This window comes from Streptomyces sp. NBC_01506 (genome assembly GCF_045040295.1).
Taxonomy (GTDB): Bacteria; Actinomycetota; Actinomycetes; order Streptomycetales; family Streptomycetaceae; genus Streptomyces.
Genome location: NZ_CP109422.1, coordinates 4,455,238 through 4,481,042, shown reverse-complemented (window position 1 = coordinate 4,481,042; position 25,805 = coordinate 4,455,238). Strand labels below are relative to the sequence as shown.

Below are 25,805 nucleotides of genomic sequence, written 5' to 3'. Positions count from 1 at the left end.
GCACGCGGGTGTTGCGTGTCAGCGTGGTTCCCGCGCAGGCGGGTCATCGGGTGAGCGGCAGCATCAGCAGCCAGCCGACAGCCGCGTACGCCGCGAGGGTCGCGACGGTGATCAGTGCCGTTCGGACGATCCGCACGGCTAGGGTCTTTCGACGGCGGTCACGCCACGCAACTGCCGGTGAAGCCGGGACGCGAGCATGCCGGGGTGGCGGGGCTTGCTGTACTGACAGAGCACGTCGTCGGCCGAGGTGCGCCAGCCGTCCGCCGTGAGGGTGTAGAGGGTCCCCGAGACGCCGTAGAGCTGCGGTTTCCGTACCCGCAGGAGAACGTGTTCGCGGTGGCGGAGGAACGGGCACTGTCGCTCGGACAACGGCACGTGCTCGGCGCACAGCGGAGGCATCGTCGTGACGGCCTTCTCGGGCCATGTCGGCGGCGAGTCCTCGCGCCGCCAGTCGATGAACAGCCAGCCGTCCTTGGTGCGGTCGGCGGGCTGGGCGCAGATCTGACACAACATCCTTTCCATACACGTGCGTTGACGGGTCGAGTGCATCAAGCCGAACTGGACCCGGCCGGGCTCGGGGGACTCCTCCACGCGGGTCCACAGGAATCCGTGCGCGTCACGGTCCTCCGGGCGGACGCATTTGTACGTGAGTCGTGGGCCGCTCGCGGTGAACTCGATGTCCAGCAGGGATTCCAGCACGCCCCGGTCGGTGTCGCGTGCGGCGACGTAGGGGGTGGTGAGCGGCGGCACGGAAACTCATCTCTCCTTACTGGTAAGGGTTGTTGGCCCGGCCGAAGGGCCGGACGGTCAAGGTGTAGCGGCAGCCGCAGTCCGTTATCACCACGAACAGCGGTGCCCCCTGTCTGAGCTGGTCCCGCGCGGAGCGGTAGGTGTCGGGGTCCTCGGCCCAGAAGGCCAGCTCGGCGCATCCATCGGAGACGGGCGCGGGTGCGGGTGCGGGTGCGGGGGTCACGCGTATCCACGGCGTCACCCATGCCGAGCGCTCGGGGTCGGGGTCGAGCCGGTCCGCGACGCGCAGTGCCTCATCGCGGAGCCACCGCAGCGCGAGCACCGGGGAAATGGACCGGAACGTGCCCAGGACGTACGGCACGACCTCGCCCGTGCCGTACACCGGTCCTTCGGCGCGCACTTCCGCCCAGTAACCCGCCGGGTCCGGGCCGCCGTTCATGCCGGGCCCTCGGTCCTCATGACCCAGGGGCGTTCGATCACTTCGGCGTAGCTCAGGTGGTCGGGGTGGGTGCGCAGGTGGGCGAACACCCACAGTTGTGGTTCGGTCGGGTCCGTACTCAGGGCCGACTTCTCGGCGCACTCGGTGTCGTCGTCGTTGAGGGTGAGGCACCGGAACGAATACGTGGTGGGCGCGGCGTCGTCGTCCCGGTTGGGCTGGAGCCGCCAGTTGACGAACGTCAGGGTTCGGTGGGACGAGGCGGTCACAGCACCTCACCCCGGCTCCGGGCATTGCACCGCGCGTTCTGCGCCCTCAGGCGCTCGGCGGGGGTCGCTTCACGCAGGTGGCCCGGCTCGGCTTCCCACTCGGTTCCGCCGCAGACCGGGCGCAGTGCCCAGTAGGGGCCGGCGAGCCCTCGGAACTCGCCCAAGCGGCCGTTGTTGGTGTCCACCATGATCGTGCCGGGGGTCGGTACGCGGGGGGCTTCCTGCTGTTCGACAGGCACAGTCCCGCTCCTCTCCGTAGCCGTTTGACTACCAGGGCGGCCCAGCATTGGCCTAGAGTGGTGCTGTCTGCAACGTGGCTCTATAGGAGGGCACTTTGGTAAACCGCAAGGAGCTGAACCCCGAGGCAAGCCCGCAAGCGGCCTTCGGCGCTCGTCTACGCAGGTTGCGTGAGGCTCGCGGTTGGACTCAGGACCACTTGGCTACGCTGGTCGGTTGCACCGGGAGGCATATCTCGGCGCTCGAAACTGGTCGGAAGTCGCCAACTCTGCCCTTCTCGCGCAAAGTTGATGTGGCATTCGGCACGATGAACACCACAGACTCGTTCGAGCGCGAATGGCGGGAGATCAAACACGGCAGCCTGCTGGAAGGCTTCCCTGAGTACCTGGGGTACGAGGGGCGGGCCGTAGAGATCCGACTGTTTGAGGTCGGCATCATTCCAGGCTTGCTTCAGACACCTGAGTACGCACGGGTACTGGCAGACAGCGCCGTGCGGCGCGAGGCGATCACACCCGAACAGGCCGATGAACGCGTCTCGTTCCTGTCGGAACGTCAAGCCGCGCTCGTTCGACCCCGTGCTCCCATGATTCTGGCGGTGATAGACGAGAGCTGCATTCGCCGTACGGTAGGCGGCGCTGAGGTCATGGACGCCCAGTTGCAGCGGCTGGCCGAGTTTGCGGCGCTCCCCAACACCATGTTCCAGATCGCGCCGTACGACATAGGAGAACACCGCCCGTTCAACCGGCCGGTGAATCTGCTGACCTTGGCCGACCGCTCCGTAATGTCTTACGTTGAGTCCCAAACCAACGGGTACTTGGACCGGGAGAGCACTTCCGTACTGCCGTTGGTGAGGGCCTACCATCAACTACAGGCCGAAGCGCTCTCCCAGGCGGCATCCGTGGGCATGATCAACGAGGTACGAAAGGGCATCCTGTGACGACCGAATCCCCCCTCTGGTTCAAGTCCTCCTACAGTGACAATGGCGGTACCTGCGTCGAGGTCGCCGCCAACCTCGCCGCCACGCGCGGCATCGTCCCCGTCCGTGACTCCAAGAACACGGCCGGCCCGGTCCTCAGCCTCCCCACCGGCTCGTTCGCCTCCTTCGTGGCGAGCGTCAAGGCCGGGGAGTTGGGCACCCCGTGACGACCGAAACCCCTAGCTGGTACAAGTCCTCCTACAGCAACAACGGCGGCACGTGCGTCGAGGTCGCCGCCAACCTCGCTGCCGCACGCGGCATCGTCCCCGTCCGTGACTCCAAGAACACGGCCGGCCCGGTCCTCAGCCTCCCCACCGGCTCGTTCGCCTCCTTCGTGGCGGGCGTCAAGGCCGGGGAGTTCGGGGTCGTTTGACCACTCGGCCAACCCTCGCCGGTCCGATCGTGACCCCATCGTGCGACAGCATGGTGGGGTCTCGCCGCCCTGCAATCCAATGAGAGACGAGCGTCATGGACCTCCCCACGAATTCGCCGGTCGAGACCACGCTGGGCGAGCAGTTGCTCCTCCTGTCGCTGGACGACGAGTCCGGAGCCGCGAAGGAGTCGCCGAACGTCGCCTTCGCCATCGCGGCGGCGTCACTGGTCGAACTGGCCCTCGCGGGCCGGGTCGAGGTGGAGGGTGACCTGGTCACCGTTCGCGACGCGGCGCCCCTGGGGAACCCCACCCTGGACGCGGCGCTGGCCGACATCGTCGGCGACGAGAAGCGCAGGTCGCGTAAGACGAAGGCGTGGATCGAGCACCTGAAGAAGGGCGCGGTGGCCGGGACGACCAGGAGTCTGGTGGCCAAGGGGCTCGTCCGGGAGGAGCAGAAGAAGGTCCTCGGCCTCTTCCCCGTACGCCGCTATCCGGAGGCCGACGGCTCGGTGGAGTCGGCGTTGCGGGAGCGGCTGGACGCGGTCGTGATGCGGGGGGCGGCGCCGGACGAGCGTACGGCGAGTCTGGTGGCCTTGCTGCACGGGGCGAAGCTGCATGGGCTGCTGTACAAAAAGCCCGAGTTGGCGACCGCCAAGGTGAACATGGAGACCGTCGCCCACGGTCAGTGGGCGGGGCCCGCAGTGCGTCAGGCGGTCAGGGCGGCCGAGGAGGCGCTGACGGCGATCGTCGTGTTGACGATGGTGACCACCGTCTTGTGAGTGGCCGACGCAGGGGCGTCACCAGCCGGTGAAGACAAGGTGGTTGACCAGCAGTGCAACAGCCGCCTGCCCGGCCAGCCAGCCCCGCCGGCTACCCGGCAGCAGGGCGGTCGCGGGGATGAGCCACAGCATGAACGGCAGCCAGATGCGTTCCGTCTCCGCCTTGCTCATCCCGGACAGGTCCGCCACGAGCAGGGCGAGCAACGCCGCCAGGACCAGAACGGCCAGTCGGAGCACGGGTGTTGAGGGCTGCCGTACGGCGCGGGGCGCGAGCGCCAGCGCCCGGCCGAGGCCCGCCACCGTCGCGAGCCCGACCGCCAGGGTCGTGGCGGCGAGATTCGCCCAGATCCAGTACTCGTACGGGCGCACCCCGCCCGCGCCCTGGTAGTAGCGCACCACCAACTCCTGATAGCCCTCCCACCAGTTGAACCCCGCCAGCGTGAACGCGACCGGCGTGACCAGCGCGCCCGCGAGCACCAGGGGCAGCGGGCGTGCGGTGCGGGCCAGGATGAGGACGCCGAGGCCGGGGAGGGCCATGAGCGTCAGACCGTACGAGAGGTAGCAGGTGAACCCGTACAGCAGTCCCGCGCCCAGCGCGGCGGCGGCCGGGAAGCGCACCGTACGCGTCGCGGCGAGCGCGAGCAGGGCGAGTGACCAGGCGGTGACGGCCGCGAAGTAGCCGTCGGCCGATGTGCCCATCCACACGGCGGCCGGGGCCAGCGCCAGGAACGGGGCGGCGCGGCGCGCGGTGTGCTCGTCGGTGAGGGCGCGGAGCGTGACGAGTACGGCGGCCACGGCCGAGCCGCCCACCACGATGCACCAGACCCCGGCCCACGAGCCGCCGCCGAGGCCGATGCGGTCGAGCCAGACGAAGGTGAGGGTGGCGCCCGGCGGGTGGCCCGCGATGTGCGCGGGCCAGTTGTCGGGCGCGCCGATCACGATGTGGTCGGTGAAGCCGCGCAGCGTGGCGCCGATGTCGGAGAAGCGGTCGATGACGGTGAGGTATTCGTTCTTCGTGGTGAGCCGGCGCGCGACGCCCCAGTGCCACCCGTCGACGAGCGCCAGCGAGAACGTCCAGGCCAGCGCCGCGACCCAGGTGGTCAGGAGCAGCGCGCGCCACGGCAGCCTGGCGGCCAGGCCGGGGCCGTACGCGACGATCAGGACGGCGACGACCAGCGCGGCGGGGGTGCCGGGGCCGACGCGCGGGTCCCAAGTGCCCAGCAGTGGCGGCCAGTTGACGCGAAGGATGTTGTCGTCGCCCTGGATCGCCCAACCGACGAGCGCGGCGGCGGTGACGAGCGCGACGCCGACCCCGGCGGCGACAAGATCCCGGCGGTGCCGGCGGGGGGTGGGTCCGTCCGTGTGGTCGTCGGTGCGTTCGGCGGCGCGTGCGTCGGTCTTCACCCCGGCACGTTATGCAGGGGGCGGGCGGTTGCGGCGGTACGACGGGGCCACGTCACCATTTCGTCAGAAGTCGTACCACCTCTCCCGTGGGTGCGCGGGTTTACGGTCGCCGCATGGATCACCCCCGCCCCCGACGGCTGTCGAAGACGCCACCACTGCCGACCGAACCCGGCTTCTGGCGCAGTCCGGTGCGTGGACTGCGGTTCACCGCCGTGCTCGGACTCGTCCTGCTGGTCGGGCTCACGCTGCTGTTCGTGACGGGCCTGCTGTCGTACGCGGCGTACAACCCGGATCTCGCCTCCGTCAACGACAAGACGCCGGACCGGGGGTGGCTGGGCTTCTACCTCTTCGACTGGCCGACCCACCCGTATTGGCTCTACCGACTCACGCAGGGGGTGCACGTCACGGTCGGGATCGCGCTGATCCCCGTGCTGCTGGCGAAGCTCTGGTCGGTGATCCCGAGGCTTTTCACGCTGCCGCCGGTGACGTCACTCGCGCACGCGCTGGAGCGGATCTCGCTGGTGCTGCTGGTGGGCGGGGCGCTGTTCGAGTTCATCACCGGGGTGCTCAACATCCAACTGGACTACCTCTTCCCGGGGTCCTTCTACCGGCTGCACTTCTACGGGGCGTGGGTGTTCTTCGGGGGGTTCGTCGCGCACGCGGCGCTGAAGATGCCGAAGGCGCTGCGGGTGATCCGAAGTGGGGAGCTGCGGTCGGGGAGGAGGGGGGACGAGGCGGGGGCTGGCGCGTACCGGGCTCCCGACGCCGACGACCTGGCGTCCCCCGCGCCCGCCGCGCCGACCGTCTCGCGGCGCGGGGCCTTCGCCGTCGTCGGCACCGGCTCGCTGTTCATGCTGCTCACGACGGCGGGCCGGAGCTTCGACGGGCCGCTGCGCCGTACCGCGCTGCTCGCCCCGCACGGCTGGGAGGATCCGGGCGGCGGCCCGAACGGCTTCCAGATCAACAAGACGGCGGCGGCGGTCGGCGTCAGGGCGGGCGACACCGCCTCGGACCGGTGGCGGCTCGTCGTCAGCGGTCCGGCCGGGGACACGCACCTGTCGCGCGCGCAGCTTCTCGCGATGGCCCAGCACACCGCCGAGCTGCCGATCGCCTGCGTGGAGGGGTGGGCGACGTCGAACCAGTCGTGGCGCGGCGTACGGCTGCGGGACCTCGCCGCGCTGGCCGGGTATCCGGCCGACGCGCCGGGGGTGTTCGTGGAATCCCTCCAGGCGCGGGGCAGCTTCCGCTCGGGCGCGCTGCGCGACAACCAGGTGCGCGACGGGCGTTCGCTGCTGGCGCTGAAGGTCAACGGCGCCGACCTGTCGCTCGATCACGGCTTCCCGGCGCGGATCATCGTCCCGGCGGCGCCCGGGGTGCTGAACACGAAGTGGGTCACCAAGCTGACGTTCGGAGAGCTGTGATGAATCGCGGAAATCGCGCGGGGCGGGGCGCCAACTACCGTGCCCTGCTGGGCAGTCCGTTCCAGATCGTGCTGCTGCTCGCGACCCTCGCGTTCGCGGGGTACGTGGGGGTGCGGCTGCTGGTGGGCGAGACGTTCCTGATCGTGGTGTGGTTCGTCGGCGCCGCTCTCGTACACGATCTCGTCCTGCTGCCGCTCTACACGGCGGCCGACCGTACGGTGACCGCCGCGCTGGGACGACCCCGGCGCCGGCTCGTCAACTACGTACGCGTACCGGCCTTCCTGTCCGCGCTGCTCCTGCTGGTGTGGTTCCCGATGATCACGGGGCAGGTGAAACTGCGCTACGAGCGGTACGCCGACCTGTCGTCGGACGGGTTCCTGGCGCGCTGGCTGCTGATCACCGCCGCGCTGTTCGCGTGCTCGGCGCTCTGCCTGGTGACGCGCGCGGTGCTGCGGCGCAGGGCCACGAAGGGGCGGCCCGCCGCCTCCCACTGATCGACGGGCAGCCAGCCGACGGCGCGTGCGTGGCGGAGCAGGGCCGGGGTGCCGAGGCGGGCCCACGGGAAGTGGGAGCCCGCTGCCCCCGGTGGCGGGCGGCGTCCGTCGTCCACCCGTACGCGTACCCGCTCGTCGATGTCCAGGGGCGCGGTCTCGGCGATGATCAGCCCGCCGTGCGTCAGCAGTCCGCCGACCCGGCGGAGCAGGCCGGCCGGGTCCCCGCCGATACCGATGTTGCCGTCCATGAGCAGGACGGTGCCCCAACGCCCTTCGCCGGGAAGGGGATCGAAGACCGAGCGGCGCAGGGCGGTGCCGCCGAGCCGCAGCGTGTGTTCGACGGCCGCCTCGCTGACGTCGACGCCGAGCGCGCGCCGGCCGCGCGCGGCGAGCGCGGCGACGAGGCGGCCGGGGCCGCAGCCGATGTCCAGGACGGCGCCCTCGCAGCGGCGCAGGGCGGAGAGGTCGGCGGCGTCGGCGCGGGCACACCAGCGTTCGATGTCGAGGGGCAGCAGCCAGCCGTCCGTACGGCGCAGGAAGAGGGGGCCGCGGCCGGTACGGAGGGCGGCGGTGTACGGGTCGGTGCTCCAGGCGGTGGTCTCGGTGGCGGTGTCCGTCGTCTCGGTGGTCATCGGGCGCCCACCTCGGTCAGTCGGCGGAAGGTGGCGGCGAACAGGCCGTCCGGGGCGGCCGATGCCACGTACTCGGCGTCGGCCGCCGAGTCCACGTCCCGAAGCGGCGGCAGATCGCGCACGGTGAGCCCGGCGTCGACAAGACGACGGCGCTGTACGGCGCCGGTCTCGGGCACCGACATGGGCACCCCGCGAATGAGATCCGGCGGGGCGGACTCGGGCGCGGCGAGGCCCAGCGCCCAGAAGCCGCCGTCGTCGGCGGGCCCGAACCAGGCGTCGTCGCCGAGGCGGGCGTCATCGCCGAGGCGGGCGGCCGGGTCGAGCGCGGGGGCGAGCAGGGCGGGGGTGATCTGCGGGGTGTCCATGCCGACGAGGAGAGTCGGCCCCGTACAGCTTTCGAAGGCGGCGGCCAGCCGCTCGTCCAGCCCGCCCGCGCACTGCGGCACCACCTCGATACCGGGCGGCAGCCAGCGGCCGGGGCGTCCTTCGAGTACGAGGACGCGGCGCCGGGCGGGGAGGGTGAGGACGGTCCGCAGGGTGTCGGTGAGCGCGGCCTCGGCGAGGAGGGCGGCCTCGGCGGGGCTGAAGGGCGGGGTGAGGCGGGTCTTGACCCGGCCGGGGACGGGTTCCTTGGCGATCACGAGGAGGGTGGTGGAGGTCACTTTGGTCACTTGACCGCCTCCGCGGGGGCGCTCGGGGACTGCTGGTCGGGCTGGGCGGGTCGGTCGGGTCGGTCGGGTTGAGCGGGTCGGGTGGGTCGGTCGGGTCGGTCGGGTTGAGCGGGTCGGTCGGGTTGAGCGGGTCGGGTGGGTCGGTCGGGCCGGGCGGGCTCGGCAGGCGGCTGGTTCAGCACGGCCCGCATGTCGCGTACGGCGTGCCAGGTGCCCCGCCAGGTGCCGGTGACCTTGGACTTTCCCGTACGCGGCCGGTAGGGCACGTCGGTCTCGGTGACCGTCAGTCCGGCGTCGGCCGCCCGGACCACCATCTGAAGCGGGTAGCCGCTGCGCCGGTCGGTGAGACCCAGCGCCAGCAGGTCGGCGCGGCGTGCGGCCCGCAGGGGGCCGAGGTCGCGCAGCGTCACACCGGTACGGCGGCGCAGCATCCGGGAGAGGGCGAGATTCCCGGCGCGGGCGTGCGCGGGCCAGGCGCCCCGGCCCTGCGGGCGACGCCGCCCGAGCATCAAGTCGGTCCGGCCGAGGGCGACTTGGCGTACGAAGCCGGTGAGGAGGCCGGGGTCGAGGGAACCGTCGCAGTCGCAGAAGCAGACGTACTCGGCGTCGGACGCGAGGAGGCCCGCGTGGCAGGCCGCACCGAAACCGCGTCGCGGCTCGTGCACGACGGTCGCGCCGAGGGAGCGCGCGATGTCCGCCGAACCGTCCGTGGAGCCGTTGTCGACCACGATCGCGCGCCAGTTGGCGGGGACGCGTTCCAGTACCCAGGGCAGCGCGGCTGCCTCGTCGAGGCAGGGCAGGACCACGTCGGCGGTGAGATCAGTGAGGTGGGTCACGGCGCTCACCCTACGGATCGTAGGTGCGCATAACGGACTTCTGGACCTTACGAAACACGGACGTCCGGCCGTTCAGGGCACTCGCGGCGACGGCCGCCCGGGACGTGGTGCGAAGGTGGACATATGCAGAACTTGCAGAACACAGGACATGCGCCCGCGCACGTCCTCGTCGTGGACGACGACCCGACCGTCGCCGAGGTCGTCGCCGGCTACCTCGACCGGGCCGGCCACGACGTCGCACGCGCCGCCGACGGCCCCGCCGCGCTCGCGCACTGCGCGCGCCGACGGCCGGACTTGGTCGTCCTGGACCTGATGCTGCCCGGTATGGACGGCTTCGAGGTCTGCCGCCGGATGCGCGAACAGGGCGGCCCGGTACCGGTGATCATGCTGACGGCGCGCGGGGACGAGGAGGACCGGGTCCTGGGGCTGGAGACGGGAGCGGATGACTACGTCACCAAGCCCTTCAGCCCACGGGAGTTGGTGCTGCGCGTGGAGTCGGTACTGCGCCGGGCGCGGCAGCCGGTGCCCGTGCCGCCCGGTTCGTCGCCGGGCGCGGGCGCGGGTGCGGGCGCGGGTGCGGGTGCGGGTGCGGGCGTGCTGCGCACGGCGACCCTCACCCTGGACCCGGCGGCCCGGCGCGCCACCCGCGACGGCGCCGAACTGGCGCTCACGCTGCGGGAGTTCGACCTGCTGGACTTCTTCCTGCGGCATCCGGGGCGGGCGTTCTCGCGCGAGGAGCTGATGAGCGAGGTGTGGGGCTGGGACTTCGGCGACCTGTCGACGGTCACGGTCCATGTCCGCCGCCTGCGCACCAAGATCGAACCGGATCCGGCGCGGCCGAGGTTGATCCAGACGGTGTGGGGGGTCGGGTACCGCCTGGAGCCCGATCCGGCGCCGGACGCCTCCCCTGTCCCCGCTTCCGACCCTCAAGGATCTGAGGCGCGATGACCGACATGCTTCTCATCGCGCTCATCGCGTTTCTCGGGGCCGCCGCGGCGGGCGTCCTCGGCGCGCTCGCCCTGCGACTGTTGCGGCATCGGTCGCTCGTCGTGTCCGTGACCGTCGTGGCGGCGGTCGCCGTGACCGCCATGCTCGCCGGGACGCTCGCCGTCGCCTGGGCGATGTTCCTGTCGCCGCACGATCTGAGCGTCGTCACCACGGTCGTCGCGATGGCCGCCGTCGTCTCGCTCCTCACCGCCGTACTCCTCGGCAGGTGGATGGTCGCGCGCAGCAGGGAACTGACCCTGGCCGCCCGGTCGTTCGGCGACGGCGGCGTCTTCGCCGCGCCCGGTCTGCCCGCCACCGCCGAACTCGCCGCGCTCACCCGTGAGTTGGCGGCCACCAGCGCCAAGCTCGACAGTTCGCGCGAGCGCGAACGCGCGCTGGAGACCTCGCGGCGCGAACTCGTCGCGTGGATCTCGCACGACCTGCGGACGCCCCTCGCCGGGCTGCGCGCCATGTCGGAGGCGCTGGAGGACGGGATGGCCGCCGACTCACCGCGCTACCTGCGGCAGATACGTACCGAGGTCGAGCGCATGAACGACATGGTCGGCGATCTCTTCGAACTCTCCCGGATCCACGCGGGATCACTCACCCTGACCCCGACCCGTATCTCCGTCTACGACCTGGTCGGCGACGCCCTCGCCGGCGCCGATCCGCTCGCGCGCGAGCTGGGCGTACGGCTCGTGGGGGACCGTATCGACGCCGTACCGGTCGAGGTCGACAGCAAGGAGATGAGCCGGGTCCTCGGCAATCTGCTGGTCAACGCCATCCGCCGGACCCCGGCCGACGGCACGGTCGCCGTCGCCGCGCGCCACGCCGAGGGCGGGGGCGGGGTGGTGCTCTCGGTGACGGACGGCTGCGGCGGCATCCCGGAGGAGGACCTGCCGCGCGTGTTCGACACGGGCTGGCGCGGCAGCGACGCCCGCACGCCCCCGGCGGGCGCGGGCCTGGGACTCGCGATCGTACGAGGCATCGTGGAGGCCCACGCGGGGCGGGCGGCGGTCCGTAACGTGGCGGGAGGCTGCTGCTTCGAGGTGACGCTCCCCGCGGCCTGACCTCCCTGGGCACGTCGTCTCGTCGCCTCTCCGGTCAGCGGCGGATGAGGCCCTGGGCGGTCGCGGCGGCAGGGCCTGGTAACCCGTGACCACCGCGACGGCGACGGCGGCGCCCAGTACGGGGCCGATGAAGGTGCCCGGGGTGAGGACGTGGGTGTGCCAGCCGAACCCGGCGATCGCCAGTGCCGTGGTGGTCGCGACCGCGACCAGGGCCCAGCGGCGCGGCAGCAGGTGCAGTTGGACGAAGAACAGGGGGAAGGCCAGCCAGATGCCGTCCGGGGTGAGCGCGAGCAGCGCCAGCCAGGCGGCCATGACGGCCGCCAGCCACCAGGCCGCGGCCACCGCCCCCGTACGGACGGGCCGCAGCAGCGGTCCGATGCCGTAGACCGCCGCGAGCGCGCACGCCGCGATGACGACCGCCGTGGCGTTCGCGGCGCCGCCGGCCACGGCTCGTACGACTGCCAGGGCGAGCGCCGCCCTCACCAGCTCTCCGGCGGCGAGCGCCAGCGCGTCAACATCGCCCGCGCCCTGATGAACGACCCCGCCGTCCTCCTGGTCGACGAGCCCACCAGCGCCCTCGACCACGAACGCGGCGCCGCGATCCTCGACCTGATCACCACCCTGACCCACCGGAAGGCCACCGCCACCGTCCTGGTCACCCACGACCGCTCCCTGCTCACCACGGTCGACACGGTCACCGAAGTCCAGGACGGCCGCCTCACCACCCCCACCCGTACGGTTCGCGCATGACTTCCCCAACCTCCCCCGCCGCGCTCAGCTTCCGCGAACTGCACCACCGCACCGCGCCCCTGGTCCTCCCCAACGCCTGGGACGTCCCCTCCGCGCTCGCCTTCGCCGACGCCGGTTTCGAGGCCGTCGGCACGACCAGCTTCGGTGTCGCCTCCGGGCTCGGGCGCCCGGACGGCGGCCGGTCGACGCGGGAGGCGAATCTCGCGCTGGCCCGCGCGCTGGCGCCGCTGCGGGTGCATGTCAGCGTGGATATCGAGGACGGCTACCGCGACGCCCCGGACGAGGTGGCCGGGTACGTCGCCGACCTTGAGGGCGTCTCGGGTGTCTCGGGCGTCTCGGGCATCAACATCGAGGACAGCACGGCGGAGACGCTGATCGACCCGGCCGCGCACGCCGCGAAGATCGCGGCGGTGAAGGGGCGTTGCCCGCAGGTGTTCGTCAACGCGCGCGTCGACACGTACTGGCTCGGCCAGGACGCCACCGTCGCGGCGACGCTTGAACGCGCCGCGCGTTACGTAGAGGCGGGCGCGGACGGCGTGTTCGTCCCCGGCGCCACCGAGCCCGCCGTGCTGCGCGAACTGGCCGCGGCCGTCCCCGTACCCCTCAACGTCCTCGCCGTGCCCGCGCTTTCGCTCGCCGAGCTGGCTGACCTCGGCGTACGCCGCGTGAGTACGGGTTCCCTGCCGTACCGCGCCGCGCTGCACGCCGCCGCGCGGGTGGCGGACGCGGTACGGGGCGGCGGCACCGTCCCGGAGGCGACGCCGTACGCGGAGCTACAGGCGCGGCTCGTGGACTACGCGACCCGGCTCGCGTAGCGGCGCGGTCGCGAACTGCGCCATACCGGCCGCGAAACCCACCTCCGGCTTCCAGCCCAGCTCCTCGCGCAACGCCCTTGAGTCGGCGGTGACATGGCGTACGTCCCCGAGGCGGTACTCGCCCGTGACGACGGGCGCGGGCCCGCCGTGCGCCGAGGCCAGCGCGGCGGCCATCTCACCGATGGTGTGCGGCTCGCCGCTGCCGGTGTTGTACGCGGCGAAGCCGGGGCCCGCCCCCGCCCCCGCTGACAGCGCGTCGAGCGCGGCCACGTTGGCGGCGGCCACGTCCCGTACGTGCACGAAGTCCCGCCGCTGGCGGCCGTCCTCGTAGACACGGGGCGCCTCGCCGCGCGCCAGCGCGGACCGGAAGAAGGACGCGACCCCCGCGTACGGGGTGTCGCGGGGCATCCCCGGCCCGTACACGTTGTGATACCGCAAGGACACGGCGCGCCCACCCGTGGCCCGCGCCCACGACGAGGCCAGGTGCTCCTGCGTGAGCTTGGTCGCGGCGTACACGTTACGGGGATCGACGGGCGCGTCCTCCGCCACCAGGCCAGGCGTCAACTGGGCACCGCAATCGGGGCAGTTGGGCTCGAACCGCCCGGCATCCAGATCCGCCGCCGCACGCGGCCCCGGCCGCACGACGCCGTGGCGCGGGCAGTCGTAACGCCCCTCCCCGTAGACGACCATCGACCCTGCGAGCACGAGCGCGCGCACGCCCGCCTCCGCCATGGCGGCGAGAAGCACCGCCGTACCGAGGTCGTTGCACCCCACGTACGCGGGCGCGTCGGCGAAGTCCTTGCCGAGCCCGACCATGGCGGCCTGATGACACACGGCGTCCACCCCGACGAGCGCCCCCTCCACCGCGGCCCGGTCCCGCACATCCCCGACGACCAACCGCTCCCCGTCCCGCATGGACCGGGCCGGAGCCCCACCATGGGCGGAGGCCAACATCGCGTCGTACACGACGACTTCATGCCCCCGCGCCACGAGGGCACCGCCGATCTCCGCCCCGATAAACCCGGCTCCGCCGGTGACAAGTACCCGCATACACCCCACGCTAGGCCCCCCACCCCCCACCGGCCCGCCACCGACGACGGCATGTCACGGGACCGTAAGACCGGCCGGGGCTTCGACTCCGCCGACGCCGACGCCGACGCCGACGCCGACGCCGACGCCGACGCCCACGGCCTCGGTGGCGATCAGCACCTGTCCGGCGGCGGTGAGAGCACGTCCGGGCGGTTTGTCTCACATCGCGCGTTCCGACGCGCTGGGGACCCTCGGGGGATACCCCTACCTCGGGATGCCTGCCTGCCGCATGGGAAACAGCCGTCCGTTCAACAACCCTTGTGGCATGACGACTTACCGGGAATACAGCCGACGGACTCTCGTTCTCGCCCTCTCCGCCGCCGCGGTGGCCTCCACCCTGACCGTTGTCGCCGGGCCCGCCGCGCGGAGTGTGGCGGGGACCGGGCTGGTGTGGGAGCCATGTGCGCGGGACGGGGGGCCCGTGGGGCAGGAGTGCGCGGAGTTGGACGTGCCGCTGGACTACCGGAAGCCCGGCGGGGAGCAGTTGACGCTCGCCGTGAGCCGGGTGCGCAGTGAGCGGGCCGAGGCGCGGCGGGGGGTGCTGCTGATGATTCCCGGGGGGCCCGGCGGGTCCGGGGTGCAGGCGCTGGCGCGGAAGGGGAAGGCGCTACAGGGGGAGATGGACGGGGCTTACGACATCGTGAGTTTCGACCCGCGTGGGGTCGGTGGCAGTACGACCGCGAGTTGCGGGCTCGACGCGGACGACCGGTATCTGGCGAACCTGCGGTCCTGGCCCGGCGCCGACGGGCAGATCGGTGAGAACGTGGCCCGCTCGCGTCGTACGGCCGAGGCGTGCGACGAGAACGGGGGCGCGGTCCTGCGCAGCTTCACCTCCGCCAACGAGGTGCGGGACATCGAGCGGTTCCGGCAGGCGCTGGGGGAGGAGAAGCTGTCGGCGTGGGGGACCTCGTACGGGACATACATCGGGGCCGTGTACGCGCAGAAGTACCCGCACCGGACGGACCGGTGGGTGCTCGACAGCAGCGGCGACCCCGACCACACGCGGGTCGAGCAGGGCTGGATGGCCAATACGTCACAGGCCGTCGAGGACCGCTTCCCCGACTTCGCGGCCTGGGCGGCCGACCCGGCGCGTGACGCGGAGGGCGACGGGCTCCGGCTCGGTGAACAGGCCCAGGACGTACGGGAGTTGTACCTCTCGCTCGCCGCACGGCTGGACCGGACGCCGAAGGAGTCGACCACCGAGGGCAACCCGCTGACCGGCAACATGCTGCGGCAGGCGTTCCTCAGCGGCCTCTACAGCGACGCCTCCTTCCCTCAGCTCGCACGCCTCGTCAAGGACGCCCGGGACCCGGCCGCCACGCCCGTCCTCGGTCCGGATCTCGCCCAGCCGCTGCGTGACGAGGACGCGACGGTCACGCTGGCCGTCATCTGCAACGACGTGAGCTGGCCCACCTCCGTCTCCGGATACGCGCGGGCCACGAAGGAGGACCGTGCCCGCTATCCGCTCACCGCGGGCATGCCGCAGAACGTGCTGCCGTGCGCCTTCTGGAAGAGCGACCCGGTGGAGAAGCCGACCCGCGTCACGGACCGGGGGCCGTCCAACATGCTGATGATCCAGAGCCTGCGGGACCCGTCAACGCCGTACTTCGGCGGTCTGAAGATGCGCGAGGCCCTGGGCGACCGGGCCAGGCTCGTCTCCGTCGACCAGGGCGGGCACGGGATGTATCTGGGCAACGGCAACGCCTGCGGCAACAGCAAGGTCACCACGTTCCTGACGACCGGCGTGCGGCCCGAGCGGGATGTGACCTGCGCGAGCTGAGTCGGCAGTCGGCAGTCGGTGGCCGGTGGCCGGTGGCCGGCAGTTGGTGGCCGGGCTCACCCTGCCTGGCCGAAGAGTTGGGTCCAGTACGTCGCCGCCTCACCGCCTCCGCGCAAGCCGACGCCTATGTGGGTGAAGTCCGGCTTGAGGATGTTGGCGCGGTGTCCGGGGCTGTCCATCCAGCCCCGGACCACCTCGGCGGCCGACCGCTGACCGCACGCGATGTTCTCGCCGATCCCCCGGTGCGCGCAGCCCGCGGCGGTGGCCCGGTCCCAGGGATGGCGGCCGTCGGGGCTCGTGTGCGAGTAGAAGCCCCGCGCGACCATGTCGTCGCTGTGTGCCTGCGCGGCTGTCGTCAGCCGGGGGTCACCGGCCAGGGGGCGCAGGCCGGCGGCCGTACGCTCCGCGTTCGTGAGCGCGACGACGTCGGACGCGACGGACGCCAGGCCGTGCGGGGTCAGCGGGTGCGCCCACACCGCCGTCCAGAAGATGTCGCCGCCCGGGGCCGGGGCGTGGGCGACGCCCACCTGTGCGAGGGCGGGGTCGCGCACCGTACGGCCCATGCGGGCGTCGGTGAGGCAGTACGCCAGGAAGTTGGCCTCAGTACGAGGGCCGGAGACGAGTTGTTCGGCGACCGTCAGATACGCGTACCCCAGGGCCGTGACCCGTTGATACAGCGACGGACCCGATCGGGGCGCGGCGCCGAGCCGGCCCTCGGCCGCCATGCCGGTGCAGTGCGCCTGTGCCGCGGACGTGAGGCGGGCGTCGGCAGTGACGGGTGGCGCACCGGAGCGTGAGCGCTCGGCGTTGACGAGGGCCGCGAAGCTTCCCTCGGGGGTGGGGGCGCCGACCGGTGGTGCGTCGTCCTCGACCACCTCGATGCCGAAGTCGCGGGCGACGCCGGCCAGCCCGTCCGCGTAACCCTGCCCCAGCGCCCGCAGCTTCCACCCGCCGCCCCGGCGGTAGATCTCCGCGAGCAGCAGCACGCTCTCGTGCGCCGGGCGCGGTGGAGTGAACCGGGCGAGCACCCGGCCCGCGCTCCCCAACCCCGCCCCCGTCACCGACAGCGTGGGCGGAGGCAGTTGGCCGAGCCGTACGGACGGGTCGGCGGCGCTCACGACCACCGTGACCCGGCTCGCGCCAGGGCGAAGCCGCCCCGCGTCCACCGTGACCGTGTCGCCCTGGAGACGCGCACCGGGCGCCGACGGCTGGTTGTAGAAGACGAAGTCCCCGTCGCCGGACACCTTTCCGTCCTCGCCGGTGATCAGGACGGACAGGTCGAAGGGCCCCGGCACCCGGATCGTGAGGACGCCGCCGGGCAGCGACACGTTTCCCCCGGAGATCAAGTCGAGCATCGTGCCTCCCTCCCCATACGTCTGTTCCGGACAGTTGACGGGAGAACGCCCGGTGCGAGCGACAGGGTTCCCGCACCACCCGTCGTGGCCACCTCTCGCCATTTCGCCCCCTCCGGGAACTCGGACCCGCCACGCCGCGACAACTCAGGAAGACGGAAGACGGAAGACAAAGACGGGGTCAGGGATGCGCACGAACAACCAGGAGGCCGATGTGACGCGCGACGACTGGTACGACGACGACAGCCTGTGGGTCGACTTCGCCCCCGCCATGTTCTCCGGCACCCGCGCCGAGACCGTCGCCGAGCTGGTCCGCACCGCCCCGCTGCTGGACTTCCCACCCGGCTCGCGGGTCCTCGACCTGTGCTGCGGCCCCGGCCTCTTCCTCGTCCCCCTGGCGGCACGCGGTCACCACGTGACCGGCGTCGACCTGAGCCCGGCCATGCTGGAGCGCGCCGAAGCCGCCTGCCGGGAGGCGTCGGCGGACGTCCGGCTCGTACGCGAGGACATGCTCACCTACGCCGCCCCCGAGAGCTACGACGTGATCCTCAACGTCTATACGTCCTTCGGCTACTTCGAGGACGCGGACGACAACTTCCAGGTGCTGCGCAACGCGTGGCGCAGCCTCGCTCCCGGCGGCCGGCTCCTGGTCGACGTCATGGGTAAGGAGGTGCTCGCGGGCTGGATCGGCCGTCCACAGGCTGTGGATCTGCCGGACGGTTCCTACATCGTGCAGCGCGACACCGTCCTCGACAGTTGGCGCAGGCTCCGTACCGACTGGACGCTCGTACGCGGGGAGAGCGCCCGCACCGCGTCCATCAGGTCGTTCCTCTACAGCGCGGCCGAGCTGTACGACCTGTTCGTGGCCGCCGGGTTCGCGGACGTCGAGTGCTTCGGGGACTTCGACGGCGGTCCGTACGACCAGAGTTCGCGCCGGCTGATCGTCCGGGGTCTGAAGAAGTGACGCCTCCTGATACCGACGACACCCATCAACACGTCCGTACGCCACGATCCACCGTCCTGGAGGACCCGTACGCCATGCCCCCGCTCAGCCCCACCACCCCCCGCCTCTCGGTCCCCCACGTCCCCGTGCACGACCACATCACCGACGCCATGAAAGCCCCGGCCTTCCTCCGGCTCGCCGAGAACGTCGTGCTCGCCCGCTTCGAGACCATGAAGGTGTACGCGGCGCTCGGCGCCGTACGTGCGCTCCTCGAACGCGGCCGGGTCGTGCCCGGTCAGACCCTCGTGGACAGTTCGAGCGGTATCTACGCGCTCGCGCTCGCGATGGCCTGCCACCGTTACGGTCTGCGCTGTCACATCGTCGCCTCCACCACCGTGGACGCGACGATGCGCGCCCAGTTGGAGGTCCTGGGCGCCACCGTCGACCAGATGCCGCCCTCGCGCAGCCTGCGGCTCGACCAGGAGCGGCGTGTCCGACACGTACGCCAACTCCTCACCGAACGGCCGGACTTCCACTGGATGCGGCAGTACCACGACGGCGTGCACCACACCGGCTACCGCGAGCTGGCCGACCTGGCCGCCGCCGCGCTGCCCGGTGAGGACCTGACCGTGGTGGGCACGGTCGGCACCGGCGCGTCGACCGGCGGACTGACGCGGGCGCTGCGCGCGGGCGGCCGTACGGTACGGCTGGTGGGCATCCAGCCCTTCGGCAGCGTGACGTTCGGCAGCGAGGGCTTCAACGATCCGGAAGCGATCATCGCGGGCATCGGCAGCTCCATTCCCTTCGGGAATGTGCGGCACGAGCTGTACGACACCGTGCACTGGCTCGACTTCCGGCACGCCATGGCCGGTTCCGTCGCGCTGCTGCGCCACCACGCGGTGTTCGCGGGGCTGTCCACCGGCGCCGCGCATCTCGTCGCGGGGTGGGAGGCGGCAGGCGATCCCGCCCGTACGCATCTGGTCCTCGGCGCCGACACCGGACACCGTTACGCGGAGCGGGTGTTCGCGCGTCATGCGGAGGCATCCGACCCGAGCGAGCTGAAACCGGAGCGGATAGCCGAGCTGGCCGAACTTCGCCCGCCCTGGGCCGTGTTGGAGTGGGCGGGCCGGCCCGCGCCGCCGGCCGCCGTCGTCCCGCCCGAGAGCGAGGCCGTCCGATGACCATCGCCGCACTGGAAGCACTCTCCTTCGGCCTCGGGCGTACGGCGCGGGCCGCCCGCGCCGCCGGGCACCGGTTCGTTCTGCTGACCGGCGACCGGAGCGTGTACCGCCACGAACTGGCCACCGTGAGTGGTGCGGACGGGGTGGAGGACGTGATCGACGTGATCGACGTCGACACCTTCGACCTGGACGCGGTGCGTCGCGCGCTCGCGAGCGTGCCCGACCTCGCCGGGCTGATCAACACGACGGACACCTGGAGCGTGCCCGCGGCCGACATCGCACAGGAACTCGGATTGCCGGGTCCGGATCCGGAGGCCGTAAAACTTCTTCGTGACAAGGCGCGCGTGCGGCGGACGCTGTATGAGGCGGGGTTGAGCGCCGGGACGTCGGTCGTGGTCGAACCGGCCCCAGCCGGTGTGGAGTTGACGCGCGCGGATTTGGTGCGTGCGGGCGTCGGGCTGCCCGCCGTGCTGAAGGTGTCCGCCGGGACCTCGTCGCGCGACGTGTGGATCGTGCACGACGAGGAGGAGCTGCGCGCGGCGCTCGGGGAGGCGCGGGAGCGCGGACGCGCAGCAGGCGGGCTGAACGGGCGGCTGTTCGCCGAGCCGTTCCTCGCCGGGCCGCTCTACAGCGCGGAGACCCTGAGCTGGGAGGGGCACACGCGGCTGCTGGGCGTGCTGAGCCGGCAGACCTCGCGCCGTCCGGCCGTACGGGAGGAGGCCGCCGCCTTCCCGGTGGCTCTGCCGCCCGGCGAACTGGCCGGGATCGAGACGTGGGTCGGGGACGTACTGGCCGCCGCCGGGCATGAACAGGGCTTCGCGCACGTCGAGTTCGTCCTCACCCGGCGCGGACCGGAACTGGTCGAGATCAACCGCAGGATCGGCGGCGCCCTGGTCGCCGAGGCCATGTGCCGCACGCTCGACGTCAATGTGTACGAGGCGCTGGTGGACGTCACGCTGGGCCGCCGCCCACGGCTGCTGGACGCGCCGCTGCGGCCGACCGGCCCGGCCGTCGCGTTCGTGCTCGTGTACGCGGACGAGCCGGGCGTGCTGGAGGGGTGGGCCGGGCTGGACGGTCTGAACGCCTTTCCGGGGGACGTCGGTTGGTACCCGGTCCGGGCGCCGGGCGACGAGGTGCGGCACGTGGGCGATCAGCGCGGCTGCACGGGCATGGTGCTCGCGCAGGCGCCGACGGCGGAGCTGGCGCAACACCGGGCGTGGAGCGCGGCGACGACGGTGCGGCCGGTGATGAAGACGGCGGCCGGGGGGTAGTGAGGCGCGGGCCGCCCGCGCGGGCGGCCAGCGCGGGCGGCGAGCCGGTGGGGGCCTTGGCTTCCAACGGCTCGCCGCCCGCCGCGGGGGTGTTACCCGGCCAGGGCGGGCACCGTCTCTGTCGCCGCCTCCCGGGGGATCTCCGCTCCCTCACCCTCGGCGTCCAGCTCCCACACCGCCGCGAGATCGCGCCGGGCGCGGGCGACCCGGGACCGTATCGTCCCGACCGGACAGCCCAGAGCGTCGGCGGCCTCCGCGTACGACAGTCCCATGAGCCGGGTCAGTACGAACGCCTGCCGGCGCCCCGGATCCATCGCGGCCAGCGCGTCCGCGAGCGCCACGGACTCCTCGAAGCCCGGTAGATGCCGTGGCTGGGCCCGGTCCGCGACCGTCACCCAGTCCGCCGTGTCGGCGATCCGGGGCCGTACGGCCGCCCGCCGGTACCGGTCCACGACCACGCGGCGCGCGATCGCCAGCAGCCACACCCGCGCGCACGAGCGCCCGGCGAACCGCGCGAGGCTCGCCAGCGCCCGCAGATAGGTCTCCTGGGTGAGGTCGTCGGCGCCGCGCACGTCGGCGCTGAGGTGCGCGACGAAGCGGCGTACGTCGTCATACGTCGCCCGTACGAACAGTTCGGCGGCCCGCCGGTCACCGAGACCGGCGGCCAGGGCCCATGCGGTGATCTCGGAATCGTCGGCGGAAACGCGCTGGGCGGTCGTCGGATGAATGCGGGTGGGGGGTATGTGCGTGGGGGGTATGTGTGTAGGGGGAACGCGCGTGGGCGCAGGGGTGTGCAGGGCAGCAGGTCTCACGGAACGTCCTTCGCGTCCGGGCCCGTCGGGGCCCGTGGAATCAGAGCGGTGAAGTGCGTGGCTCAGGACGGAAGGAGCGGCGGCCCGCGCCGTGACACGGCGTGCGGGGGCGGGAGTTGGGCGGGTGGCCGGACCGGCCGGTACGCCACCGGGGGCGCGAGCGCCGGGAGGTACGTCGGCCCGCCGCCGCCCAGCACCTCGTGGGCGAAGCGGAGCCGCGCGTACGCGAAGCCGTACGCGAACTCGCAGGCGAACAGCGCGAGGGTGCTCACCAGTCGTACGAAGGCGCGGTCGCCGCGCCACAGCCACCAGCCGCAGACGAGGCCGGCGAGCAGGTGGGCGCCGATCATGCCGGAGGTGAGGCCGGCGGTGAGACCGTTCAGGCCGTTCAGGCCGTTCAGGCCGTTCGGACTGAGGAGTTCACCGAAGCCCTCGTACGAGAACTCGCCGTTGTCCCGGCCCATCTCGTGGCCGCCATGTCCGCCGTGGCCGCCGGACGTGCGGGGGTGCAGCCCGCCGAACAGGACGTGCAGCAGCAACTGCCCGGCGGCGCTCGCGCCGACGATCACCGCGCCGCCGCGTTCCTTCCGGGACAGCCACCAGCCGGCCGCGCACACCGGCGGGAACGCGAGGGCGAGAACGCCCGGCGGCAGCGCGCCACCGGACGACAGGGCGTGGCCGAGCCCGGACACCAGGACACACACGGCGGCGAAGACCGCGGTGCGTACGAGGCGGAGTGCGGGTCCGGCGCCCATGGCCGTCATGGTGCCAGCGTGACAGGGCTGTCGGGAAAGCCCACCGGATGGGTATACATCGGATGTTCACGCGCTATGCGATGAAATGGAGTTGGTGTGATCCAGCTCACATCGAAGCCTCGGGAACTTATCGGGTCCGGCCACCGACACCTCCAACAGTACGACCGCACCAATCCGTACGACGGAAGATGACGGAACCGGAGACCGCCCGATGAATCCGCCCCCAGAACCGGCGACGCCCAACGCAGAGCAGACGAAGACCCCGGCTCAGGCCCCGGCCTCGCCCCCGGCGACCTCGGCCACCCCGGCGGCCACCCCGGCGGCCACCCCGGCGGCCACCCCGGCGGCCCCGTCGCCGGTCGCCGCCACGACGACCCCGCGCGTCACCCTGCGCTCGGACCTGCGGGCGAGTTGGCTCGACGGCACGATCGCCCTCGTCGTCACGGCCGCCGTCTTCGTCGTCCTCTACATCCGGATCAAGTCGGAGGCGTCGTCCACCCTCACCGTCATGCCGTTCATGGCGGACACGGGCGCCTTCTGGATGTACTACCTCAGCCAGGCGTTCGGCTGGTCCGCCCTGCTCTGGGCGTGGACCACCGTCGTCATCGGACTGCTGCTCTCCGGCCCGCGCCCCGCGCTCCTGCGGATCTCCGGCCCCCGACTGGAACGCCTCCACCGCACCACCAGCCTCAACACCATCGCGCTCATCGTCGCCCACGCGCTGCTGTTCGCCGCCGAGTTGATCTACCAGGACACCGACGCCTGGCCGTCACGGGTGGGCACCGCCGTCCTGGAGACGTTCATCCCCGGCGGCTACAACTCCGGCACCGGCGTCTGGGCCATGCCGATCGGCCAGGCGGCCCTTTACCTCGCCATCCCGCTCGGGCTGCTGTTCTACATACGCCACCGAATCGGCCCCAGGACCTGGCGGGTCCTGCACCGCTTCGTGCTTGTCGTGTACGTGCTGAGCGTGTGGCACACCCTCCTGTACGGCACGAACGTCTGGTACGACGGAGCCTTCCGCAACACCGTGTGGCTGCTCCAACTCCCCATCGCCGCCCTGTTCGTGCTCCGACTCATGCGCCCGGCCCGCCGCTCGGAACGGCTCGCGTCGCTCGGCGCGCACCGGGGCACGAAGACCGGCTGGAGCCTGCGGCTGACCGGGCGGGTGGCGGCCGTGGCCATCCTCGGTGTCCTGGTCGCGGTGATCGCCTCGGGGCGTGACGGCGGGCGCACCGTGCCGCCGGACGACACGTCGTCCACGCACGTGCACGACGAGTAGAACTGACTCGCGCTCCGGCACTTCCGCACCTTGTCCACCACCCCTCCCGCCCCCTTCGCCCGCCCCGGTTCCACGCGCAACCGGGTCCGCGCAGGGGGCGTCACTCATGTGGATTCCATTTGGTTGCCATGGAGTTGGGCACCTGGCGTCGCCATACTTTCCACAGGGAAACCCCACGTGGTCGATTCGGAGCGTGCTGTGATCGACGAGACGACAGTTGGACTGCTGGAGGCGGCAGGTCCGCAGATGTACCGGCGGAACGCCTTCCGTATCACCGGGTTGCCCACGACCGCCGACCGGCGAGCCGTGCGGCAGCGTCAGCAGCGCATCACCCCGGCGCTGGAACTCGGCGCCGACGTCGACCTCGGGCACTCGCTCCCCGTCGAACTGGACGACATCCGCGGCGCCTTCGACCGCGTACTCGGCGATCCGCGCCGCCGGCTGGTGGACGAGCTGTTCTGGCTCTGGGACGCCAGTTCCTCGAACGGCACGAGCGCACCACCGGCCACCTGCTCCTGCCCGAAGTCGCTGCACGCCGACCACGACGCCGCCGTACGGGCACACAGCGCCGCACTCGACCTGGAGGTCGAGAACGACGGCCTGTCGGCCGGACAGCGACTCGCCGAAGCCACTCAACTCTGGTCCGACGCCTCACGGTTGTGGGGCCAGGTCCTGCGGCGCGCCGTTTTCTGGGACCACGTGCGGCACCGTATCGCCGTCCTCGACGACCGGCAGCTCGACGAGTCCGTGATCGACACGTTCCGCGACGCACTGCCGGGCACCCTCGTCAAACCGCTGATCGAGCTGGCCGCGGCGGCGTCGGCGCCCGCCGACCGCGTCCGGCTCGCCGAACTGGCGCGCCAGTGGCCCCTCGTACCGTCCGGCACGGTGGACGATCAGTTGGAAGAGGCCGCGGCGCCGCACTACGAGTCGCTGCGCGCGACCGCGAGACGGGCGTCGTCCCAGTTGGACGGGGGGAACTGGAACGACGCCGCGACCGAGGTGTACGACCACGCCCTGCCCGCGCTGGCACTGCTGGAGTCGCTGGTCCCGTACGCCCGGCACCGGCGCACCGCGAGTGCCCGCAACGACGTCGCGGTCCTCCTCAACAACTGCGCCACCGCCGCCATCGGCGCGCTCGGCCCGGCCGCGAACCTGAACGCGTCCAAATGGTTCCGTACGGCGGACGAACTGGCGACGGACCCGGTCACCCGGCAGACGCTCACGACGAACCGTGGCGAGCTGCGCGACATGATGGAGACGTTCCGTCAGATCCAGTCCCAGGTGGACGCGTTGGTCGCCGCGGGCCGTATCAGCCAGGCCAGGTCCCTGCTTCTGAGGGTCAAGCGCCAGTTGGCCGGTGGTCCGGGAATCGACGAGATCGACCGGATGCTGCTCGATCTCCGTCAGTGGCAGCCGACGACGACGTACCGGCCGCCCAGCCGTGGACGGGCGCTCGCCTGGGCCGTGTTCGCGCTGATCGTCCTGGGCTTCCTGGCGGCGAATATCACGGGGGTCTTCGACGGAGACGGCGACGGCGGGAGCGGCGGGACCGGTGCGCAGAGGGGCACCGCCGTCGTGTCGGCGCAGGACCTCACGGACAACAGCCCGGTGGGCGCGTGCATCGAGCAGGAGTCGGACTGGCAGGTCGGTGAGGACGAGGTGGCCACCGTCCCGTGCGACCAGCCGCACTGGGGTGAGGTGCTGGCGTACGTCCCCCTGGTGACCAGCACGTCCGCGCTCATGACGGCGGAGTACCCGGGAATCAACCGGACGGTGGCGCTCTCCCGGTTCCGGTGCGAACAAGCACTGCGCCAACTGGTCCCGGACAACGAGGGTTTGATGACCAAGTACGAGAGCCCGCTGGAGGCGGCGTGGTCCCCGTCGGCATCGGAGCGGGCGCGGTACGCGACGTGCGTCGTGCACTGGATCGACGGTTCGGAGATGGTCGAGGGGGACGTGGTGCGACAGACGACTCCGGCCACGGGAGTGCCGGTTCCGATGAACACCTTCAGCGAGAAGATCATTGAAAACGCGCCGGTGGGCACCTGCATCCAGTCCCGGATCGACATCAACGTCGTGACGGCCGACGTCCCCATAGTGGACTGCTCCGAGTCCCATTGGGCCGAGATCGTGGGCTATCCGGTGCTGTACGAGGGCGAGAACGCGACACAGCGCGTGTGGCCGGGGGACAAGGCGGTTCTCGCCAAGGCCGAGGCGGCGTGCGCCAAGGTGGTGCCGCCGGGCGGGGGCGGCGACGTCGTCCACACCACCTGGCCCTCCCAGAGCTGGTGGGGCGTCACGGCGGACGACTCACCGATCTACGCTATGTGCGCCGTCTCCCGGGCGGACGACCGGCCCACAGTCGGCGGGCTGCGATGACACTTCCGGCCGACGGAACGCGCCCGTCCGACGCACGACTACCGATGATGACCACGGA

The 25,805-nt window shown here is 71.9% G+C and carries 27 protein-coding genes; 15 read left to right on the top strand and 12 right to left on the bottom strand.

What is annotated here, in order from left to right; genetic code table 11:
* Positions 1 to 138: 138 nt before the first annotated feature.
* From OG329_RS19505 to OG329_RS19490, 4 genes are read right to left on the bottom strand one after another with little or no spacing between them, the layout of a single operon-like run.
* Positions 139 to 750, bottom strand: coding sequence for a hypothetical protein (locus OG329_RS19505; protein ID WP_405796766.1), 612 nt, complete (start codon positions 748 to 750; stop codon positions 139 to 141).
* 16 nt (positions 751 to 766) lie between these two features.
* Positions 767 to 1,189, bottom strand: a complete 423-nt coding sequence (locus OG329_RS19500) for a hypothetical protein (RefSeq protein WP_405796764.1) — start codon at positions 1,187 to 1,189, stop codon at positions 767 to 769.
* A complete protein-coding gene (locus OG329_RS19495) occupies positions 1,186 to 1,455 on the bottom strand; it encodes a hypothetical protein (RefSeq protein ID WP_405796762.1) in 270 nt (89 codons plus the stop codon). Before OG329_RS19495 ends, OG329_RS19500 begins: the two co-directional genes overlap by 4 nt.
* Positions 1,452 to 1,694, bottom strand: a complete 243-nt coding sequence (locus OG329_RS19490) for a hypothetical protein (RefSeq protein WP_405796760.1) — start codon at positions 1,692 to 1,694, stop codon at positions 1,452 to 1,454. Before OG329_RS19490 ends, OG329_RS19495 begins: the two co-directional genes overlap by 4 nt.
* Before the next feature lie 95 nt (positions 1,695 to 1,789).
* Between OG329_RS19490 and OG329_RS19485 the strand changes: the two genes are divergently transcribed.
* The 4 genes from OG329_RS19485 to OG329_RS19470 all read left to right on the top strand — a co-directional run bounded on the left by OG329_RS19485 (position 1,790) and on the right by OG329_RS19470 (position 3,820).
* Positions 1,790 to 2,629 carry a Scr1 family TA system antitoxin-like transcriptional regulator gene (locus tag OG329_RS19485; RefSeq protein WP_405796759.1) on the top strand — a complete coding sequence of 280 codons (840 nt, stop codon included), beginning with the start codon at positions 1,790 to 1,792 and terminating at the stop codon, positions 2,627 to 2,629.
* Positions 2,626 to 2,835, top strand: coding sequence for a DUF397 domain-containing protein (locus OG329_RS19480; RefSeq protein ID WP_405796757.1), 210 nt, complete (start codon positions 2,626 to 2,628; stop codon positions 2,833 to 2,835). The genes OG329_RS19485 and OG329_RS19480 overlap by 4 nt, the downstream gene beginning before the upstream one ends.
* The gene (locus OG329_RS19475) at positions 2,832 to 3,041 is read left to right on the top strand and encodes a DUF397 domain-containing protein (RefSeq protein ID WP_405796755.1); all 210 of its coding nucleotides are present in this window, start codon (positions 2,832 to 2,834) and stop codon (positions 3,039 to 3,041) included. The genes OG329_RS19480 and OG329_RS19475 overlap by 4 nt, the downstream gene beginning before the upstream one ends.
* A gap of 95 nt (positions 3,042 to 3,136) precedes the next feature.
* Positions 3,137 to 3,820 (top strand): GPP34 family phosphoprotein, encoded by a 684-nt coding sequence (locus OG329_RS19470; protein ID WP_405796753.1) that lies wholly within the window; start codon positions 3,137 to 3,139, stop codon positions 3,818 to 3,820.
* A gap of 18 nt (positions 3,821 to 3,838) precedes the next feature.
* Here the strand turns inward: OG329_RS19470 and OG329_RS19465 are convergent, their stop codons facing one another.
* Positions 3,839 to 5,224, bottom strand: coding sequence for a hypothetical protein (locus OG329_RS19465; protein WP_405796751.1), 1,386 nt, complete (start codon positions 5,222 to 5,224; stop codon positions 3,839 to 3,841).
* Between the two features lie 113 nt (positions 5,225 to 5,337).
* On the opposite strand from OG329_RS19465, the gene OG329_RS19460 reads away from it, so the two are divergent.
* Entirely contained in the window at positions 5,338 to 6,645 is a 1,308-nt protein-coding gene (locus OG329_RS19460) for a molybdopterin-dependent oxidoreductase (RefSeq protein WP_405796750.1), read from the top strand.
* A 340-nt stretch (positions 6,646 to 6,985) separates the two neighbouring features.
* Here OG329_RS19460 and OG329_RS19455 read toward each other — a convergent pair whose 3' ends face one another.
* The 3 genes from OG329_RS19455 to OG329_RS19445 are packed head-to-tail and all read right to left on the bottom strand — an operon-like array spanning position 6,986 to position 9,287.
* A complete protein-coding gene (locus OG329_RS19455) occupies positions 6,986 to 7,771 on the bottom strand; it encodes a methyltransferase domain-containing protein (protein WP_405796748.1) in 786 nt (261 codons plus the stop codon).
* On the bottom strand, positions 7,768 to 8,442 hold the full coding sequence (locus OG329_RS19450) for a DUF2064 domain-containing protein (protein WP_405796747.1): 675 nt from the start codon (positions 8,440 to 8,442) through the stop codon (positions 7,768 to 7,770). The genes OG329_RS19455 and OG329_RS19450 overlap by 4 nt, the downstream gene beginning before the upstream one ends.
* Entirely contained in the window at positions 8,439 to 9,287 is an 849-nt protein-coding gene (locus tag OG329_RS19445; RefSeq protein WP_405796746.1) for a glycosyltransferase, read from the bottom strand. Before OG329_RS19445 ends, OG329_RS19450 begins: the two co-directional genes overlap by 4 nt.
* A 114-nt stretch (positions 9,288 to 9,401) precedes the next feature.
* Between OG329_RS19445 and OG329_RS19440 the strand changes: the two genes are divergently transcribed.
* The 4 genes from OG329_RS19440 to OG329_RS19425 all read left to right on the top strand — a co-directional run bounded on the left by OG329_RS19440 (position 9,402) and on the right by OG329_RS19425 (position 12,900).
* The gene (locus OG329_RS19440; RefSeq protein WP_405796744.1) at positions 9,402 to 10,226 is read left to right on the top strand and encodes a response regulator transcription factor; all 825 of its coding nucleotides are present in this window, start codon (positions 9,402 to 9,404) and stop codon (positions 10,224 to 10,226) included.
* Positions 10,223 to 11,335 carry a sensor histidine kinase gene (locus OG329_RS19435; protein WP_405796743.1) on the top strand — a complete coding sequence of 371 codons (1,113 nt, stop codon included), beginning with the start codon at positions 10,223 to 10,225 and terminating at the stop codon, positions 11,333 to 11,335. Before OG329_RS19440 ends, OG329_RS19435 begins: the two co-directional genes overlap by 4 nt.
* Before the next feature lie 156 nt (positions 11,336 to 11,491).
* Positions 11,492 to 12,085, top strand: a complete 594-nt coding sequence (locus OG329_RS19430; RefSeq protein WP_405796741.1) for an ATP-binding cassette domain-containing protein — start codon at positions 11,492 to 11,494, stop codon at positions 12,083 to 12,085.
* Positions 12,082 to 12,900, top strand: coding sequence for an isocitrate lyase/phosphoenolpyruvate mutase family protein (locus OG329_RS19425; RefSeq protein WP_405796739.1), 819 nt, complete (start codon positions 12,082 to 12,084; stop codon positions 12,898 to 12,900). The genes OG329_RS19430 and OG329_RS19425 overlap by 4 nt, the downstream gene beginning before the upstream one ends.
* Here OG329_RS19425 and OG329_RS19420 read toward each other — a convergent pair.
* On the bottom strand, positions 12,859 to 13,950 hold the full coding sequence (locus tag OG329_RS19420; protein WP_405796738.1) for an NAD-dependent epimerase/dehydratase family protein: 1,092 nt from the start codon (positions 13,948 to 13,950) through the stop codon (positions 12,859 to 12,861). The two genes, OG329_RS19425 and OG329_RS19420, sit on opposite strands and share 42 nt — an antisense overlap.
* A gap of 304 nt (positions 13,951 to 14,254) precedes the next feature.
* On the opposite strand from OG329_RS19420, the gene OG329_RS19415 reads away from it, so the two are divergent.
* On the top strand, positions 14,255 to 15,769 hold the full coding sequence (locus tag OG329_RS19415) for an alpha/beta hydrolase (RefSeq protein ID WP_405796736.1): 1,515 nt from the start codon (positions 14,255 to 14,257) through the stop codon (positions 15,767 to 15,769).
* A 56-nt stretch (positions 15,770 to 15,825) separates the two neighbouring features.
* Here OG329_RS19415 and OG329_RS19410 read toward each other — a convergent pair whose 3' ends face one another.
* Positions 15,826 to 17,124 carry a CAP domain-containing protein gene (locus tag OG329_RS19410; protein WP_405796734.1) on the bottom strand — a complete coding sequence of 433 codons (1,299 nt, stop codon included), beginning with the start codon at positions 17,122 to 17,124 and terminating at the stop codon, positions 15,826 to 15,828.
* Between the two features lie 184 nt (positions 17,125 to 17,308).
* Between OG329_RS19410 and OG329_RS19405 the strand changes: the two genes are divergently transcribed.
* The 3 genes from OG329_RS19405 to OG329_RS19395 all read left to right on the top strand — a co-directional run bounded on the left by OG329_RS19405 (position 17,309) and on the right by OG329_RS19395 (position 20,516).
* Positions 17,309 to 18,085: a class I SAM-dependent methyltransferase gene (locus OG329_RS19405; protein ID WP_405796733.1), complete on the top strand. Its 777-nt coding sequence runs from the start codon at positions 17,309 to 17,311 to the stop codon at positions 18,083 to 18,085.
* Positions 18,086 to 18,159: 74 nt separating this feature from the next.
* On the top strand, positions 18,160 to 19,245 hold the full coding sequence (locus tag OG329_RS19400; protein WP_405801919.1) for a pyridoxal-phosphate dependent enzyme: 1,086 nt from the start codon (positions 18,160 to 18,162) through the stop codon (positions 19,243 to 19,245).
* Positions 19,242 to 20,516 carry an ATP-grasp domain-containing protein gene (locus OG329_RS19395; RefSeq protein ID WP_405796732.1) on the top strand — a complete coding sequence of 425 codons (1,275 nt, stop codon included), beginning with the start codon at positions 19,242 to 19,244 and terminating at the stop codon, positions 20,514 to 20,516. Before OG329_RS19400 ends, OG329_RS19395 begins: the two co-directional genes overlap by 4 nt.
* A gap of 92 nt (positions 20,517 to 20,608) precedes the next feature.
* Here OG329_RS19395 and OG329_RS19390 read toward each other — a convergent pair whose 3' ends face one another.
* A complete protein-coding gene (locus tag OG329_RS19390) occupies positions 20,609 to 21,259 on the bottom strand; it encodes a sigma-70 family RNA polymerase sigma factor (RefSeq protein ID WP_405801918.1) in 651 nt (216 codons plus the stop codon).
* Positions 21,260 to 21,390: 131 nt separating this feature from the next.
* Positions 21,391 to 22,092: a hypothetical protein gene (locus tag OG329_RS19385; protein ID WP_405796730.1), complete on the bottom strand. Its 702-nt coding sequence runs from the start codon at positions 22,090 to 22,092 to the stop codon at positions 21,391 to 21,393.
* Positions 22,093 to 22,294: 202 nt separating this feature from the next.
* Here OG329_RS19385 and OG329_RS19380 point away from each other — a divergent pair, with 202 nt between their 5' ends.
* Positions 22,295 to 23,365: a ferric reductase-like transmembrane domain-containing protein gene (locus tag OG329_RS19380; RefSeq protein WP_405796728.1), complete on the top strand. Its 1,071-nt coding sequence runs from the start codon at positions 22,295 to 22,297 to the stop codon at positions 23,363 to 23,365.
* 177 nt (positions 23,366 to 23,542) lie between these two features.
* On the top strand, positions 23,543 to 25,747 hold the full coding sequence (locus OG329_RS19375; RefSeq protein WP_405796727.1) for a septum formation family protein: 2,205 nt from the start codon (positions 23,543 to 23,545) through the stop codon (positions 25,745 to 25,747).
* The last annotated feature ends 58 nt before the right edge of the window (positions 25,748 to 25,805 follow it).

Coding starts and splice junctions, on each gene's coding strand:
- OG329_RS19500 (WP_405796764.1), bottom strand. CDS start 1,189: ATGAACGGCGGCCCGGACCCGGCGGGTTACTGGGCGGAAGTGCGCGCC.
- OG329_RS19470 (WP_405796753.1), top strand. CDS start 3,137: ATGGACCTCCCCACGAATTCGCCGGTCGAGACCACGCTGGGCGAGCAG.
- OG329_RS19460 (WP_405796750.1), top strand. CDS start 5,338: ATGGATCACCCCCGCCCCCGACGGCTGTCGAAGACGCCACCACTGCCG.
- OG329_RS19455 (WP_405796748.1), bottom strand. CDS start 7,771: ATGACCACCGAGACGACGGACACCGCCACCGAGACCACCGCCTGGAGC.
- OG329_RS19440 (WP_405796744.1), top strand. CDS start 9,402: ATGCAGAACTTGCAGAACACAGGACATGCGCCCGCGCACGTCCTCGTC.
- OG329_RS19435 (WP_405796743.1), top strand. CDS start 10,223: ATGACCGACATGCTTCTCATCGCGCTCATCGCGTTTCTCGGGGCCGCC.
- OG329_RS19425 (WP_405796739.1), top strand. CDS start 12,082: ATGACTTCCCCAACCTCCCCCGCCGCGCTCAGCTTCCGCGAACTGCAC.
- OG329_RS19420 (WP_405796738.1), bottom strand. CDS start 13,950: ATGCGGGTACTTGTCACCGGCGGAGCCGGGTTTATCGGGGCGGAGATC.
- OG329_RS19415 (WP_405796736.1), top strand. CDS start 14,255: ATGACGACTTACCGGGAATACAGCCGACGGACTCTCGTTCTCGCCCTC.
- OG329_RS19410 (WP_405796734.1), bottom strand. CDS start 17,124: ATGCTCGACTTGATCTCCGGGGGAAACGTGTCGCTGCCCGGCGGCGTC.
- OG329_RS19405 (WP_405796733.1), top strand. CDS start 17,309: ATGCGCACGAACAACCAGGAGGCCGATGTGACGCGCGACGACTGGTAC.
- OG329_RS19400 (WP_405801919.1), top strand. CDS start 18,160: ATGCCCCCGCTCAGCCCCACCACCCCCCGCCTCTCGGTCCCCCACGTC.
- OG329_RS19395 (WP_405796732.1), top strand. CDS start 19,242: ATGACCATCGCCGCACTGGAAGCACTCTCCTTCGGCCTCGGGCGTACG.
- OG329_RS19385 (WP_405796730.1), bottom strand. CDS start 22,092: ATGACGGCCATGGGCGCCGGACCCGCACTCCGCCTCGTACGCACCGCG.
- OG329_RS19380 (WP_405796728.1), top strand. CDS start 22,295: ATGAATCCGCCCCCAGAACCGGCGACGCCCAACGCAGAGCAGACGAAG.